5 protein-coding genes are annotated in these 17,056 nt (G+C 67.8%); 1 reads left to right on the top strand and 4 read right to left on the bottom strand.

All coding sequences use genetic code 11. The features are described from left to right. Position 1: 1 nt before the first annotated feature. Positions 2-274 (bottom strand): hypothetical protein, encoded by a 273-nt coding sequence (locus tag O7599_RS24270; protein WP_281617728.1) that lies wholly within the window; start codon positions 272-274, stop codon positions 2-4. A 613-nt stretch (positions 275-887) separates the two neighbouring features. Beyond that, a complete protein-coding gene (locus O7599_RS24265) occupies positions 888-7,154 on the bottom strand; it encodes an RHS repeat-associated core domain-containing protein (RefSeq protein ID WP_281617727.1) in 6,267 nt (2,088 codons plus the stop codon). 466 nt (positions 7,155-7,620) lie between these two features. Here O7599_RS24265 and O7599_RS24260 point away from each other — a divergent pair, with 466 nt between their 5' ends. Continuing rightward, positions 7,621-10,533, top strand: coding sequence for an FG-GAP-like repeat-containing protein (locus O7599_RS24260; protein ID WP_281617726.1), 2,913 nt, complete (start codon positions 7,621-7,623; stop codon positions 10,531-10,533). Positions 10,534-12,094: 1,561 nt separating this feature from the next. Here O7599_RS24260 and O7599_RS24255 read toward each other — a convergent pair. Further along, positions 12,095-13,186, bottom strand: coding sequence for a hypothetical protein (locus tag O7599_RS24255; RefSeq protein WP_281617725.1), 1,092 nt, complete (start codon positions 13,184-13,186; stop codon positions 12,095-12,097). A 1,979-nt stretch (positions 13,187-15,165) separates the two neighbouring features. Beyond that, the gene (locus tag O7599_RS24250) at positions 15,166-17,043 is read right to left on the bottom strand and encodes an MMPL family transporter (protein WP_281617724.1); all 1,878 of its coding nucleotides are present in this window, start codon (positions 17,041-17,043) and stop codon (positions 15,166-15,168) included. Positions 17,044-17,056 lie beyond the last annotated feature (13 nt).

Genomic DNA, 17,056 nt, shown 5'->3' with positions numbered 1-17,056 from the left:
TCTAAATCATCCGAACCACAGAGGAAATAACACCAACACTTCCACCAATCGCCATGAAAGCACCCGCGAGACGCTGAAATCGGAACGAGCCACCAAAAGGGACCTTTGGATCGACCGCACTCCTACCTGACAATTTTTCAAAGATTTTCTCAGGAACCCCGAAGAAATTCCATGCAACACCTCCGCCGATTGCAACCAACACGAGACTCAGGAGCAAGGTGGCCAGCGGCGGCCCAGGGGACCTTGAAGCTGCAAATACCACATCTTCCGACACGCCTTTCCCCTTTAATCAATGGATCACGTAGGAGAACTTCATTCCCACGAATACACCAAACCCCGGGATGTAGGATGCTCCGCCCCACCACACCTGGCTCGACGCCTTATCCACTGAATACGCAGGAAGGTCCGGATTGGCGACAGGCCCTCCGGTCACACATCCTCCATGGATGTCACTGGCGCATGCCTGTAACTAAACCATGACTGGTTTGCACTTTCTACGGTAGTGAAACCTGCCGCTCTACCAAACCCTCCGAAACCCAAGGCGCGGGGTCCGGTCTACGACCTCGGAGCAGCCGAGGGGTCCCAGCCGGAAAACAGCGCGATTGCGAAGATGCAGAGCCCAGCTGCGACGACGAGGAAAAGGATACCAAAATTCCGAACATATCGAGGCGAAGGGAACTCGCCCTTTACGCGAGAGCCCGTCTGCGAGACAAGAGACTGCAGGAACCTCGCTACATCGCGATACCGAATGAAGCAAAGCAATCCGAACGCACAGAAGATCAGCCCCACGAACAGGGTAAACATCTTCGCCCCGGAAGAAGTCTGCCCCGCATATTCTGCTGCCATGACACTGGTGGAAGTGTCGAACATCCCGGGCAACTCCTTCCTCAATTGAATCCAAAGGGCGTGAACGTATACGAAACTCCACCAGTCATGTTGGCCGGTATGGCTGGTGGAAGGTAGTTTACGCCACCTCCGACTCCAATTTGGGAAAAGTACACTTGTCCACCCTTGCTGTTCCGTGTGCCACCCGTGGCGAGCGACTGATGCGCAGAGACTATCTCACCCTCGTTGAGGTCGAGTTGGCCTCCCCACCCTTCAAGTTGACTGATATCGTCCGCATTCGTATATGCAGTATCTACGGAAGCGTTCAACTCTACCCCACCCAGGCCAACGGAGGGTGCCACGGTGAGTGAAGAGTGGGACTCGCCATCAGGTCCTTCGATGTTCACGATGCACGCGCTGAGACCGACTGACAGACCGAACGACGCGCCGAAATTGGCACAGATTCCGCCCGACTCAGGTACGTATTTTCGGGTAAATGCGTCGACCGCTCCTCCGATGTCGCCTCGGACCAGGTTACTCAGAATGCCGCCTCTTCTCTCGTTCTGCTTTCTCTGCCATTCGGCTTTGGCCTTTGCGGCGGCGAGGAGTTGGGCGCGTTTGATGCTGTCGAGGCGGTAGCGCTCTTCCTGGGCTCTGGCTTGTTGGGCTCGGGTTTGGGCCCAGTAGGAGTTGAAGCTTCTGGTGTTGTGGCGGACGAGGGCGCGGTACTTGCTGGTGACGTAGCCCCGGCTGTTGGTGTAGCCCTGTTTGCGGTACCAGCTTTTGCGGACCTTGTTGTTGCCGTAGCCGTGTTTGGTGACTTCGTCGTAGAGCATCTCACCGGTGGGGTCGGATGCGGTGACGGGGGTGTTGTTGGCGTAGGTGTAGGCGTTGGCCTGGAGGGGGTTGGCGGGGTCGAGGAGGGGGTCGGGGGAGATGAAGGCGCCGAGGGTGGGGTCGTATTCGCGGGCGCCTATGTGGGTCAGGCCGGTGTCGTCGAGGGTGCCGCCGACGAAGCCCTTGGTGCCGGGGAAGTCGGGTTCGGTGCCGGTGGGGGTGGTGGGGCGGGGGGCGCCGAAGGGGAGTTGTTTGCGGCGGATGACGGCCTGGCCGACGGCGAGGGAGACGGCGAGCATGGCGGTGCCCTGGTGGTCGGAGACCAGGAAGTGCATGGGGCTGCCCGGGGTGCGGACGGCGACGGTTTCGCCGTCGTGGGCGTAATAGCGGGTGCCGGTGACGCTGCCGTCGGCGTTGAGGCGGAGTTCGTTGCCTTCGGGCAGGTAGAGGGTGGCGGTGTTGTCGCTGGTCGTTTCCAGCAGGCGGTTGCCGTCGGTGTCGTAGACGTAGTCGGTGGTGGTGCCGGCTTCGGTGGCGGTGGCGAGGTGGCCTTCGTCGTCCCAGGTGTAGGTCTGGTCGGCGGTGCCGCCGGTGCGGGTGGTCATGTTGCCGGTGGCGTCGTAGTCGAGGGTTTCGCTGGTGCCGTTGGCCGTGCCGCCGGCGGTGGTGACCTCGGTGGTGCTGTGGGGGCGGGGCTGGCCGGGGGCGGGCTGGGCGTAGGTGCGGGTGACGTCCTGGTCGGTGGCGGTGCCGGCGACGGCGTGCTGGGTCTCGGTGGTGCGGTTGCCGATGGCGTCGTAGGTGTAGGAGTGCCAGTACGCTTCGGCGCCGCCGCCGACGCTCGCGGGGGCGGGTTCGTTGGAGCAGGTGTCGGCGGTGGTGGTCCAGGCGTCGGTCAGGCGGCGCAGTGCGTCGGTGGCGTAGCACTGGCGGTCGGTGGTCTGCTGGGCGTCCTGACCGCTGGTGGTGGTCTGGGAGGTGATGTTCCCGGCGTCGTCACGGGTGTAGCGCACGTCGTCCAAGCGTTGCGGGCCGGTGGTGCGGTCGGTGACCTGGCGGGTGAGGTCGCCGGTGTGCTCATCGTACTCGTGGGTGCGGTACAGCTTGCGGTCGCCGGAGCCGTACTCGGTGCGGACGGGGCGGGCGAAGCTGTCGTAGGAGACCTGGGAGACCAGAGCGACACCGCCGCTGCTGGTGGCGGTGGGCAGACCCAGGGAGTTGTATTCGGTCGCCGTCCGCTCGCTCGGCAGCCCGCCGACGCCGGGCTGGCTGATCGAGGTGCGCTTGCCGGTCTCGGGATCGTAGGTGTAACCGACGCGGTAGATGCCGGCCAGCGCCCCGGCGGTGTCCGGGACGGTGACGGTGGTGGCGGTGGGCTGGATGCGGGCGTTGTAGCCCTCGACCGCGGTGGTGTAGCGGCTGCCGTCGTGGATGCGGGTGGTGGAGGTGAGCTGTCCCTCGGCGAGGGTGTCGTAGACCCATTCGGCGCGGGTCTGCTCGCCCTTCTTGACGGCGGTCGGGCGGCCGAGGTCGTCGTAGCTCGTACTCAGGGTGACGTCGCGGGCGTCGGTGACGGTGGCGGGCTGGTCGGCGGCGTTGAACGTGGTGGTCGAGGTGCCCTTGTCGGGGTCCTTCGCCTCGGTCACGTTGCCGCGGGCGTCGCGGGTCCAGGTCCAGATGTTGCCGGCGGGGTCGGTCATCGTTGCGAGCTGGTCGTGCTTGTCGTAGGCGTAGGCCGTGGACTGATGGGTCGTGCGGGCGGCGTTCGTGTACTGGCGGCGCTCGACCGTGCGGCCGCGGGCGTCGGTGAGGTCGGTCGTGGCGGTGCCGCCGTCGGGTGGGATGACGGTGGTCTGGTCGGCGCTGTAGCTGCTGGTGGTGCGCTTGGTCTCGTCGCCGAACTTGCGGGAGATGGCGTCGGTGACACGGCCGGATCCGTCGTGGATGTTCTCGGTCATGTTCGGCACCGTGTTGTCGGCTGCCTTGACCAGGCTCGCGGACGGATCACCGGTGGCGTGGTAGGCGTGGTAGATCTTGGTTTCCAGGCCGCGGGTGTCGTACAAGGTCTCGGTGATGACGCGGCCGCCGCCGGGGGCGGGGGTTTGCTTCTCGCGTTCGCGCAGCAGGCCGTCGTAGAGGGTGTAAGCGGTGGTGTAGGTGCCGTCCGGCTGGATGGTCTTGGTGGCGATGGCCGCCGGCGCGGTCTTGGAGACGGTGTAGCTGTACTGGAGGGACGGGGCTGACGGGTAGTCGGCCTTGGCCCAGCCCGGCTGCCACACCTTGACCAGACGTCCGAGGGCGTCGTAGTCGGCGTCGGTGCGAGCGCCGGCGGCATCGATGGAGGTGGTGGGGATACCGCGGCGAGCATCGATCTCGGTGGTCTGCGTGTGACCCAGCGGGTTGGTCACCACCGTCTTGGTGGGCGCGGCGCCGGTTGCCGGCGTGTACGCGGTGGTGGTGGTCTTTCCGCGGATGTCGGTCTGGGTGAGCGGGCGGCCGTGGGTGTCGAAGGTGGCGGTGGTGACGGTCTGGGTGCCGGTGCCGGCCTTGTCCTGCTCGTCGATGCGGGTGATGTTGCCCTTGGTGGGGCCCTGCCCGAGGGTGGTGGATCCGTCGTAGTAGGTGCGCTTGAGGGACACCAGGTCCTTCGGCAGCGTCGGAGTGGCCTCGCACGTGGTGGCGACGGTCTTCTCCTCGGCGATGGTCTCGATGATGTTCGCGCCGGTGCTGCGGGCGTAGGAGGTGGTGGTGCAGCGCTCGTCCCCGGTCTTGGTCGAATCGCCGGTCTCGGAGGCGGACTTGACCATCCCGTACGAGTCGAAGGTGGCTTCGGTGGTCGTGCGGCGCCAGGTGCCGTCCTTCTTCAGTTCGCGTGTGGCTTCGGTTGTGACGCCGGTGTAGTGGGCGCTCTGGTCGGGCAGTCCGTCGCGGGCGTGGGTGGCGGTGGCCGCCGAGCGCCACGGGGTGTAGGCGGTGGCTTCGATGATGCTGCCGCCATCGCGCCCGTAGCCGATCTCCTCGCGGACCATGCCCGCGAACGTTTCGCGGTCGGTGACGTTGTTGCCCTCGGAGTCGGCGACGTCCGCACCATCGATGCCGCGGAAGTAGCGGGTCTCGGCAAGCGACTTGGTCTCGCTGCCGGCGCCGACGCGCGTACGGACGCGGGAATAGCCGCGGCGTTCGGAGTAGGTGCGGTGCTTGGCCTTGGTCAGCTCATCGCTGTCCTTGGCCCACGCCAGGCCGTCCAGGAACTCGTACGACGTGGTCTTCACCGGCGCACCTGCGACGTCGTCGGACTCCAGGACCTGGGTGGCGACGTAGGTGTGGAACCAGTCACGGTAGGGCTCGAAGTCCGGGGCGGGCGCGTCCGGGGGTGACCAATACACGGGATAGCAGCGCTTGGAGTTGGCGGCCGGGTCGGGCAGATTGCCCGCGGTGCAGTCCTCGGGTGAATAGGTGACGCCGATGGTGCCGCCGGTCTCGGTCTTGATGCCGTAGACGCGGTAGCGGTTCAGCGGCGGTACCGCGTCGACGGCCTTCTCCACGCGGTTCTTCAGCATCTGACCGGAGAAAGTGACCGCGGGCAGGGAGATATCGCTGCCGCCGGTGTGCCCGGTTCGCTGGACGGACTTCAGCCACAGCGCCGGATCGGAGCCGTCGCCGGTGGCGGGGAAGCTGTGCTCCAGCTTCCAGGAATCGACGGGCTTGTAGGCGCCGTCGACCCGCACCTTTGTGGTGACGCCGGTCAGGCGTTTGCGGGAGAAGAACGACGGCGAGTACGTCTTGCACTCCTGCCCCGAGCCGCACAACTGGTCATACGGCACGTCGGGCCAGTGCTTAGCGTTGGTGGTGTTGAGCTTGGCCGCCGCGCAGTCGAAGGTGTCGGTGGGCAGGCAGCGTTCCGACACGGTGAAGTCGACACGTGCCTGGGCGCCGTTGGCGGCGTAGAGCGCGTCGCCGTCCAGGCCGTAGTCGATGCGCTCCAGGTGGCCGCCGCGGTTGAAGCGGGTGTAGGTGGCCTTGCCGGTGGCGTCGTTGACGTTCAGGCCGTAGTGGTTGTGCTCCTTGCCCCAGTAGTACGTCAGGGCCTGACCGTGCGGATCGATGACGTAGTCGAGGTTCCAGCGCCATGCCTGCTGGCACCAGGAGTCCTTGAACGCGGTGGCATGGCACGGTTCCCCGGAGTGGTTGCCGAAGACCGGAACCGTCCACACCGACTGCGTGGTGGTGTCGCCGTCCTTCCAGCTGGGCAGCCGGTGGGTGCCGAAGTAGTACCGGACCCCGTCGGGGGCGGTGACGCGCCAGTACTCATTGTTGTTGTCACCGTTGGCCCGGTTGGCCGACGTCATCAGCTCGACCCGGGTGCCGTCGTCGTCCTTGAAACGCCACTCGCCGCTGCCGTCGTCCTTGACCAGCTCGTGGGTCTGGCCGTTGAGGGTGAGGGTGGCGTTGTCGGTCTTCCAGCACAGGTCCCCGACTTTCGAGGACGGGTTGTTGCCACCGCTTGATCGGTCGTCTTCACACGCCACGAACCGGCGTTCGACGGCCCCGGCGGACATCGTCCAGCCGTCACCGGCCCAGTTGGCCTGGTTGTTGGTGGCGGCGGTGCGGCCGTCGACGGACTGCGAGGAGTACTCCAGCGCCAAGTCAGGCTGGAGGTCCCCCGCGATCTCGGGCACATCCAGGTCGTACGACCAGGAGAAGCCGCCGGAGGAGCCGCCGGCGCTCCACTTGCCCGACGGCGAGAGCGGCGTGGCGGAGAAGTCGCCGGAGGCTCCGGAGGCCGCGGCCGTCAGGGCAAGCAGTACCGTTCCTTCACCGGCGGTGTAGCCGGTGGCCGAGCGCTGAGCGGCAGGGACGGGCCTGACGGGGGCGCCGGTTAGGTGTGATGCGGCGTCGAGTTCGGTACGGGCCGAAAGGGTTCCAGCCTTGGGGTTGTTGCTCGACCCAACCAACTTCCCCCGGGGGGAGCACCCGGTCTTGCCGGGCGTGAGGAGGGCACAGGCAGGTATCTGCCGGAGCGTGAGCCGGGAGGCCCACGCGCCGCCGAAGCGCTGCGCGAAGCTGCCGTAGTCAAGCTCAAGCCGGACAGAACTACCGTCCTCACCGCCGGCGCCCCGCAGTGCGACCGCCACGCCGTCGACACCGAGTGCCTGTGTCGCGGATCGGTTCAGCACCTGTGCCTGCACGCGCCTGGGGGCGCGGTCGCCGGCCAGCGGCTTCAGGCTCAACGGCACGGAGCCCGCCTTGAGATCGGCGGTGCCGTTCCCCGGCGTGGGCAGGGCCGCCTCGTCCGTGCCGGCCTTCGGCCATGCACTGTCCGGGAGGGTCTTGCGGGCGTGGTCGGCGGCCTCATCGGTTCGTTTGAGTGCCTTGCGTTCCACTTCGTCCACCGGGACCGGCTTGGTCTCCTGCAGGCCGGGGAGCGAAAGCTCCGCTGCTGCGGCCACCGGCCCGCCCAGGAAGGAAGTCAGCAACAGCCCGGCGAGCATGGCGCACAGCGTGCCCACCCAGCCCAAGCGCCGTCTACAGCCGTCCCCGCCCGAAGACATACGTCTCCCCACCACCGAGATCGAATCACCCAAAGTGACGGCGAAGTTACCCCGAACTTCCGGGAGTTGGGTAGCTCTGACCTGCCCATCTTCATCGATTCGTTATGCACGTATCGGTTCCCATAGAGGACTTTTAAGGATCTTCCGGATTGGCGTACAACCCTTTCCCGATCTGTGCTGTCTCGCCGCACCGAGCACCCATCTGTCGTCGATGAAGGGCGAGGTCCTCTACGTGAGACGGAAACTGAGAACACTCACCACCACAGTGGCGCTGGCAGTTCTCGCGCCGTTGCTCAGCGGCGCTTCCGCTGCCGCCGATCCAGCCCCGTCTCCGTACGAGGAAACTCAGACCGAGGAAACTCGGGCCCTTCAGGCCGCTGCCGCGAGCGGCGACCAGGTGGAGATCATGTCGTGGCGCACCGAGACGAGCCAGGTGTTCGCCAACCCGGACGGCTCCTTCACCGAAGACACCTACGTGCTCCCCCAGTTCGTTCGCCAGAGCAGCAGACTGGTGCCCATCGACACGGAACTCGCGGCCAACCCCGACGGCACCTTCTCCCCCCAGGCCGCAGAAGTCGGCGTTCGGTTCTCCGGCGGCGGCGACACCCCGGCAGTCACCGTGACGCGCGATGGCCGCAGCATGTCGTGGACGTGGCCGGAGGCACTGCCCGAGCCGACGGTGGCCGGCGATACGGCCACCTACCCGAACGTGCTCGATGACGTCGACCTCAAGCTCAAAGCCACCTCGGCCGGCTTCAGCCAGCTCCTCGTGGTCAAGACCGCGGAAGCCGCGGCCAGTCCGCAGCTGAAGGAGATCACCTTCGCCCTCGGCACCGACGGCGTCGACGTCAGCACCGATGATCACGGCAACCTCAAAGCCGTCAACCCGGCCGGACAAACGGTGTTCACTGCGCCCACCCCGCTCATGTGGGACAGCAGCCCACCCGTGACCGCCCCGCGCGTCGCCGGGGATGAGGAAGCGCCCCGCACCACGAGCGACTTCGAGGTGCCCGTCGGCAGCCGCGACGCTGCCATGGGCCTGGAGGTGACCGGGGACACCGTCACCCTCACCCCCGACCAGGATCTGCTGACCGGCGCAGACACCCAGTACCCGGTCTACCTCGACCCGTCCGTCTCCGGGTCACGGGTGGCCTGGACCATCGCCTACCAGAAGTACCCCAACACCTCTTACTACAACGGCTCGGGATTCGACGGAGGCACGTCCACCGCCCGTGTCGGGTACGAAAACGAGACCAACGGGCTCGCCCGCTCCTACTTCCGATTCCGCACCGCGAACCTCTGGTCCACCGACAAGATCGTCACCAAGTCCACCTTCAGGATCAAGAACACCTGGTCCTGGTCGTGCAGTTCACGCAAGGTCGAACTCTGGCGCACCGCGCCGATGAACGAGAACACCACCTGGAACAACCGCCCCGACAGACGCGAGACCCTCGACATCGTCAACGACGCCAAAGGCTGGTCCTCCGACTGCCCCGCTGGCAACCTCGCCTTCGACACAACCGCCGCGGCCAAGGACGCCGCCGGCAGCAAGTGGAACAGCATCACTCTCGGCCTCAAAGCCACCGACGAAACGGACGTCTACGGCTGGAAGAAGTTCGCCGCCAAATCCTCCGTCCTGTCGACCGAATACAACACCCGCCCCAACGTGCCCAGTTCCCTGGACACCGCGCCCGTCTCCACCCGCAACAGCAAGGGCTGCGGAGACCAGTCCCCCTACGGACTGATAGGCAACACGGACTTCTACCTCACCGCCAAGGTCAGCGACCGCGACGGCGGCACCGTCAAGGCCCGATTCCACCTGTGGCCCACCGGCCACCACCCCAACGACGACCCCAACGGAACACTGATCATCAACCAGACAGTGTCGGTCACCTCCGGCACCGTCGCACGAGTCAAAGTGCCCAAGTCCGCCCTGACCCCCTATCTGGGTACGGCGAACGGCAACTTCTCCTGGAAAGCCCAGGCCGACGACGGCAAAGCCACCTCCGACTGGAACCCCACCCTCGGCGCACCCGGCTGCCGCTTCGTCTTCGACCCCAACCGCCCTTCTACTCCCCCGGCCGTCTCCTCCACCCAGTTCCCCGACGGTGCGGAAGGCTGGCCCGCCGACACCGGCGAGGCCCGTACCGAGGGCACCTTCACCATTGCTGCCAACGGCGTGAAGGACGTGACCGCCTACGAGTACTGGCTGGACACCAGCCCCGATCCCGTCACCGTCAACGCGCCCTCCCCCGGCGCCGCCGTCTCCATCAAGGTCACACCGACACTCACCGGCCCGATCAACCTCTACGCCCGCAGCCTCGACAAAGCCGGAAACCGCTCCGACGTCGCCACCTACCTCTTCTACGTCAACGGCCTGTCCACACCCGACACTCCCGGCGACCTCAACGGCGACGGCAACGCCGACCTGTGGGCCGTCGACGGCACCGGCAAACTCCACCGCCACTACGGAAACGGCGACGGCACTGCCACCGACCAGCAAAGTCTCGCCAGCAGCATCGACTGGACCAACTCCCGGATCACCCACCGCGGTGACTGGACCGGCGACGGCTACGAGGACCTCATCGCGCTGCGAGACGACCCCGCCACCGGCCAGAAACGTATGTGGATCAACCCGAACAACGGCTTCGGCTTCGCCTGCACCACCTGCAGCACCACCACCTACGAACGCCAGGAAATGACCGTCCTCGAAGAGACCAATAACCACTGGAAGACAGGGGCAAAACAAATCCTCGCCGTCGGCGACGTCGACGGCCCCCTCGACACCGACGACGACGGCCAGATCGACACCCCCGGCTACCCCGACCTCCTCGTCAACGACGGCCAGCACCTGTGGCTCTACTACGGCGACCCGGGCGGCAGCGCCTACCTCGACGCCTTCCGCGACCCCGTCCTCCTGGCCGCCGGCGACGGCATGAGCACCGGCACCAACACCCTCGACAACGTCACCATGACCGCGCCGGGTGACTTCGACGCGGACGGGTACGCGGACCTCGCCGTCCGCTTCGACAACGACGGCAGCGGGCTGTTCCTCTACGACGCCATCAACCCCGACGCATCCACCTGGCCAGGCCAGATCGACCCCACCCACCGAATCCTCATCGCCAACAACTTCGGCCCGAACACCGTCCCGATGCTCACCGCCGCACCCGACGCCAACAACAACGGCACATTCGACCTCTGGACCACCACCCCCAACAGCGGCAGACTCCGATTCTTCGCAGACTTCACCCCAGACGGACCCGGAGCAATCACCGTAGCCTCCGAACAATTCGCCAACTACCAAACCCTCGGCTGAAGCGAGATCCGTCCAATCCACGGTGGGGGCTGCCAACCCGGCAGCCCCCACCCCCCTCAGGGGTCGGTTCGTGAGCCAGGAGTCGTCGCCCGTCATACCCCCGCGGGTATGTCTCGGATCCAGCACAAATCCAGCGGCCGGGAAACCCAAACCGGGACCAACGATCCGATCACACCGACCTGACCTGCGTAAACAGATAGCCGGACGCCTGGAACCGCCCTTCAACGTTCCAGTCGAATTCCACCACGTTCGAACACGAAACGTACTCTGACCTGCACGCATACAGGACAGCTGGGATTGTTCGAAAGATTCACACGTTGAAGCGGAACTCCACCACGTCCGCGACCACGCCTCCATGAGGACACCTCGAAGATCCGCAGCCGACACCGGCCCCGCGTCGTAGCCGACCTGCGCGTCCTCGCCATCAGCGTCCGCCGCCAATAAGGGCCACACCAACATCGGCCGCAACCTCCGGCACACCGCCCGAGACCAACAACGGCCCCTGGCAGCCCTCGGACTGTCCTGCGGCAGGAAATGATCAAGAACGAGTTGGAGCGCTCCACGCGGCTGCGGCGGGAGGCCGGGATCATGCCCACCACGGCCGTGCCCGGCGAGAGCGAGGACGAGGCGCTGACCCGGGGGGCCGGGTGACCGGCCGCTGAAGTGCGGCCACGTCTACGCGATCCACTTCGCCGGCGGCTCCCGCCCACGTGCTCGTCGTCTCCTCCAAAGTGTTCAACGACGTGTAGAGGGCGGCCACCTGCGTGCTGATCTACCGGAGACCCACAAGTCCACCGTCGTCGACGTCCCGGTCGCCCACCCCCCTCCGCCGGCACGATCGCCCTGACCGAGCTGCGCACCCTGTCCGCCGACCGCTTCGAAGACGACCTCGGCCTGGTAGGCGAGCTGGTCACGGAAGCCGTCGAGGTGGAACTGCGCGCGCTGTTCGATCTGTAGGCGGAGTACCAACCCGGCGCCCCCGTGACTCCAGCCTCGCGCGTACTGAGAGCCTCGGCCGCGGCAGAACTCGCACCGGAGCCAGGTGCAGGCGGACGCTCGGTGCCGATGCATCGAGGCAACCCCCTGCTCCCGCTCGCCGAAGGAGCGTCGTACCGGCCCCGGGGGAGCGGGCTGCGCCCAGGCTGCGCTGTACAGTCCTCTACCAGGCGGTGCGAATCGCGGTGGCGACGTGGCCGACGCCGTCGTCGGGCGGCTAGCCAGGATTGTGGATGGCTCGGCGGGGTTCTGCCAGTTGTTCTTCGTGGTGACGCAGCCCAGTACGGGAAGGCCGGCGCGCTGCATGTCGTCTTCGATGCCGATCGCGAGACCCGGGTCCCGCGGTCGGCATCGCCTACGCTCGGCTGGGCTGAGGACGCCGTCCATGCCGAGGAAGGGAATGGGCGGCCTGGTCGAGGAATTACAGGCCAGCACGACCCTTTTCTGCCTTGTCCTCCTGGCCGCCCAGTATCAGCAGATCCGTTACAGATGGCTTCAGGTCAGGTCACAGCACCTTTCGGCTGGACACTCCTATGCGAACAGTCCTCCACTTCCACGCGAGTCATCAGCGGTGGTGCGCGGCGGGCGTCTTCGGTTTGCGGGCCGCTGCCCGGAGGCCTCCCCACAGCGCCGCCGCCGCAGCCTCCGCCGGGAGGGTCGCCGTCGGCGGGGCGGCCGGGGCAGCGGAGGGGGCGGTGGGGGGTGTCAGGGGCGGGGCCAGGGAGTGGAGGTTGCCGGCTACGCGGACGCCGGCGGCGGTGATGCCGGCGACTACCTCGTTCGCCACCGCCGCCGCGGCCTGGGTCGCCCAGCGCGGGGTCATGATGCGTGGGGCGTCCGGCGGGGGTGCGTACGTCTGGTCGAGGTGGCGCATCACGCCGTTGCGGATCACCTTGTGGTAATGGTCGCCCGACCAGCCGCGGGCCTCCACCTCGATGTTCAGCTGCCGCAGCAGTTCCACCTCGCCGAGCGCCAGCGAGCGGTTGATCACCCCGTCCTCCGGCTCCAGCGTCCCCGCCGCGACCCCCAAAAGCTCCTCGAAGACCCGCAGCTGCATGTCGCGGTCGGTCTCGTCGACCACCACCACCGTCAGCCGGTCAGGGCCCACCGCCCGCGCCCACCGCGCCACCAGCTCGTCGTGCCGGTGCCGCAGCCAGAACGTCGCCGCCACCGGATCCTGCCGCGGGCCGCGAAAGACGGTCTCCAGCCACTCCTCGTACGGCGTGCAGAGCCCGTCCTTGACGTCCTGCTGCCACTGAGAGGGCACGATCTTCACCAGCGGCCGCAGCGTCACCGCCACGTGGACCCGCTCCCCGCCGAGGCCCTCGACCGCCCGCCGCGCCGCGTCCGCCTCCGCGTTACAGAACGCCTCGCTGCTGATCATCACCCGGCGCTCCCCGGCCTCTGCCACCTCCGCGCACAGCCCGTCCCAGTCGGCGGCCGTCGGCGTCACCGAGCCCTTGCGCAGCCGCGCCCCCGTCACCGCGGCCGCCGCCACCCGCGCCTGCCGGCCCTTCCCCGCGTACACGGCGCCGCCCGCGGCCAGCCGCTCCCGCGAATGGTGGAACGCGCCCTGCAGCGCGGTCGTGCCGGTCTTGTACGGGCCTATGTGCAGCAGGCGCGTGCCCGCCGCGAGTGTCAGCCGCTGTTCGGCCATCCGCGCGTCCGATCCCCTCGGTCCCCTGGCCGTCCTCGGCCTCCCCGCAGGAGCGGGGAACAGGACTAAACCACAGGGCGCACCCCGCGCCACCCGGCGGGGTCGGAGTCCCGTGCTTCGTCACGGGGATCACCCCTCCCGATGTCGCGGCGCTCCCGGGCCGCGTGGGGCGAGCTGAACGGGGTGCGTCCGGGAAAGCGGCTGGCCAAGACACTGGACACGTACGGCTATCTCGTCTGGGAGGTCGGCTGGGCCAATCCCCCCGCCTCCTTCGAAGAGCTCTATGGCATCCCCGGCCCCGCCGGCCTACCGGCGGCGGCGTTGCTGCCGCGGGCCCAACGGGAATGCGCGGCTACGGCGTCCCCTGTGCCGCTTCCACGTGTCACCCGGCCCGGGGCAGCGGAGGGCGCTGACAGATGACCGCCGCGCCGCGTGCAGGACTCGAACCTGCGGCCAAGCAAAGGGACGGGATGGCCAAGCGGCTCCACCCAGTGGCCTACGCGGGCGAAAGCAGGGCCGTTCACCCGGGTCACATCCTGGGGGCGTGTTCTCAGAAGGGCTCGTCCGACGCGGGCGTACACACCGAGTGTCCCCTTGCGCCGACTCGCCTATTGAGCGCTCTCCAGCCGTCATCCAGCCTCACTGCTGCCCCCGACCAAGATCGCGTTACACAGCCATTACGCAACCGCGCGGGAACCCCCGGGAAACCGTAGGTAGAGACGTGGAAAACGGCCCTGATCCAGGTAACACCCAGTTCAGGGCCGTGAAGGCGGACGAGTCGGTCTGTACGCCGGGTTCAGTCCATGTCGTGACCGACCGGTGAGCAGTTGAGTTCCCCGCGGTCAGCGCTGGGGCTTCAGAGGGGCAAGGTGGACCCGATGGAGATCCGTCCGCCCGGCGACCAGGGGCTACGACCGTTCCCATCTGTGTGGTGCCCTGCCGGGGGCACACGCCGAAGGGCCAGCTCAGAGGCTTGATCCTCTCGAATTGGCCCCTCCCCGTGATCACGGCCGTGCCATACCGGTGCCCTAAGTTCCACTACGGGTTCCACGGCGGTATCGGCCGCCGTGGGAAGAGTGCGTGCCGCAGGCCATCGCACGCGGGGCTGCGGCGGCTACGCGGTCGACGGCGAACCGTCCCCCGACGTCACGGGGCGCGTGCATGGGAGCGCCACTCCCGCAGAGTGCCCTCCCTCGGCAGACGGGGCGACCAGCGCCGCGATCAGCCTCCCGCGCATCGACGGCCGGGGCCGTCGTCCCGGCCCGGTGACCACCGTTCCATCCGGGAGCCGTTGGGCCGGCAGCAGGGTCGGGGCTGCGGCAGGACGGGGCAGTGAGGCGCAGTGGTGGTCCAGGCCGGGGTCCTGGCGGAGGATGTGGTGGTGGAGCTTACGCAGGGACGGGCCAGGGCCCTCTCCGATTGCCTCTGGCCCAACTCCAGCTCGGCGTCGAAACGTCTGCCGAGAAGGGTGACACGCTCGCGTACCAGCCCGGCCTGGACCCGGGCCGGCCAGTCGCCGCGCAGGCCCGCAAGGGGAGTGCCGCGCCACAGACCGGTGGCCGCGCGCAGTAGCTCAGCGGCCCCTTCGCGTTCCTCTCGTGCGCGACGGACGAGCATGCGCGAGCGATGCAGGTCCACTTCGTCGGGAGCGAGTTCCAGCCGATATCTGCCGTCACCGCGGCGGAGGACGTCAGGGATACCGGCTTGTCGAAAGACTCGCCGCAATCGCGAGACATACGTGTACACGATGTCCCGGACGGTTTCCGGCGGCTGCCGACCCCAGACGCAGTCGATCAAGGTCTCGACCGTCACCGGACGACCGGAGGACATCGCCAGAACCGCCAGTACGCAGCGCTGCTGCGGTGGGCCCAGGTCGACAGGCTTGCCGGCTTCGACCCGCAGTTCAACGGTACCCAGTAGCCGCAACTCAGCCATGCCGTGGTGTCGGTGGGTTGTCATGGAGCCTCTCCGGAAGCGCGTCACAGGAGGGTGGGGTCCCGGTCGGGCGTGATGGCGGGTGTTTTGGGGGTGGGGTCGTCTGCGAGCTGGTGGTTTTCGAGGTCCAGGTGGGGGAGGGTTCGGTCGAGGGCGGCCGGTAGCCTCCAGGCGCGGTCGCCGGCGAGGGTGAGGACGGCGGGGACGATGGCCATGCGGACGACGAAGGCGTCGACCGCGACGGCCACGGCGAGGGCGACGCCGATCTGGATGATGTCGCTGGAGTCGCCGAGCACGAACCCCCCGAAGACGCTGATCATGATGATCGCGGCTGCGGCGACGACGCGGGCACCGTGCTCGAAGCCGTGGCGTACCGCCTGTGTGGCGGTGCTGCCGTGGACGTACTCCTCCCGCATGCGGGAGACGAGGAAGACCTCGTAGTCCATGGCCAGACCGAAGACGATGCCGATGAGCAGGATGGGCAGCGTACTGACCACCGCGCCGGTCGGCTGGATGCCGAGCGGTTCGAGCCAGCCCCACTGGAAGATCGCGACGAGGGTGCCGAACGTGACGCCCAGGCTGAGCAGGAAGCCCAGGGTGGCCTTGAGTGGGATGACGAGGGAGCGGAAGACGACCACCAGCAGGAGGAACGAGAGGCCGATCACGACGGGCAGGTAGAGCAGGAGCGCCTTGCCCATGGTGTCGTTGAAGTCGATGAGGACCGCGGTGCCGCCGGTGACGGCCATGGTGGCGCCGGCCTGTTCGGCTACGGGGCGGACGTCGTTTCTGATCGTCTCCACGAGGTTCTCGGTGCGGGTGCTGTCGGGTCCGCCGTCGGGGATCACCGTCAGGACCGCGGTGTCCCGGGCGGGATTGAACTGTGCGGGAGTGGCGGTGACGACGCCGTCGGTGGCGGAGAGCGCTCGGCGTACGCCCTTGGCGGCAGCCTGCGGGTCGGGGGTGTTCGCGGCGTCGACGACCACCATGAGCGGGCCGTTGTGTCCGGGCCCGAAGTTCTCGGCGATGGCGTCGTACGCCTGCCGCTGCGTGGTCTGTTCGGGGTAGATGCCGTGGTCGGGGAAGCCGAGGCGCAGGGCCGCGACCGGTGCGGTCAGGACGCCCAGGGCCACGACGGTCAGGGCCAGGACCGCGCCCGGCCGGCGCGTGACGACCCCGGCCCACCGCCGTCCGAGTCCGGGGCGTTCGAGCTCGGTGGTACGTCCCCGGCGCAGCCGGCGCGGGAGTATCCGGTGGCCGGCGAAGCCCAGGAGGGCCGGCAGGAGGGTGAGCGCGATGAGTACCGCGACGATCACCGTGGCGGCGGCGGCCAGACCCATCTCGGTGAGCAGCCTGATGCCGACCACGGAGAGCCCTGCGAGGGCGATGACGACGGTGAGCCCGGCGAACACCACCGCGGATCCGGCGGTGGCGACGGCGACCCCGGCGGCCTGGTCGGGTGCGCGGCCGTCGGCGAGTTCGTGGCGGTAGCGGGAGACGATGAACAGGGCGTAGTCGATGCCCACTGCCAGGCCCAGCATCAGCGCGAGGATGGGCGTGGTCGCGCCGAGGTCGACGATGCCGGTGGCGGCGGTGATGCCGCAGACCCCGATGAGCACGCCGGTGATCCCGGTGGCCAGCGGCATGCCCGCGGCCAGCAGGGAGCCGAGGGTGAGTACCAGGACGAGCGCCGCCACGGCCAGGCCCGCCAGCTCGCCGCCGACCGCCAGCTCGGGTTCGAGGGCGTCACCGCCGAGTTCGACCCTCAGCCCGGCGCGTTCCCCGGCCTCGGCCGCGGCGTGCAGCGCGTCCTTGGTCTGCGGCTCCAGGTCGGGGTAGGGGGCGGAGTAGGTGACCTCGGCGAGCGCCGTCGTGCGGTCCTCGCTGACCAGTCCGGAGTCGAAGGGGCTCACGACCTCCAGCACCTGCTCACCGGCC

It is taken from the genome of Streptomyces sp. WMMC500 (assembly GCF_027497195.1).
GTDB lineage: Bacteria > Actinomycetota > Actinomycetes > Streptomycetales > Streptomycetaceae > Streptomyces.
This window is presented reverse-complemented; position numbering and strand designations above follow the sequence as displayed.

Excerpts from the sequence above, each read along its gene's own strand:
- O7599_RS24265 (WP_281617727.1), bottom strand. The coding sequence starts at position 7,154 with ATGCTCGCCGGGCTGTTGCTGACTTCCTTCCTGGGCGGGCCGGTGGCC.
- O7599_RS24260 (WP_281617726.1), top strand. The coding sequence starts at position 7,621 with ATGTCGTGGCGCACCGAGACGAGCCAGGTGTTCGCCAACCCGGACGGC.
- O7599_RS24255 (WP_281617725.1), bottom strand. The coding sequence starts at position 13,186 with ATGGCCGAACAGCGGCTGACACTCGCGGCGGGCACGCGCCTGCTGCAC.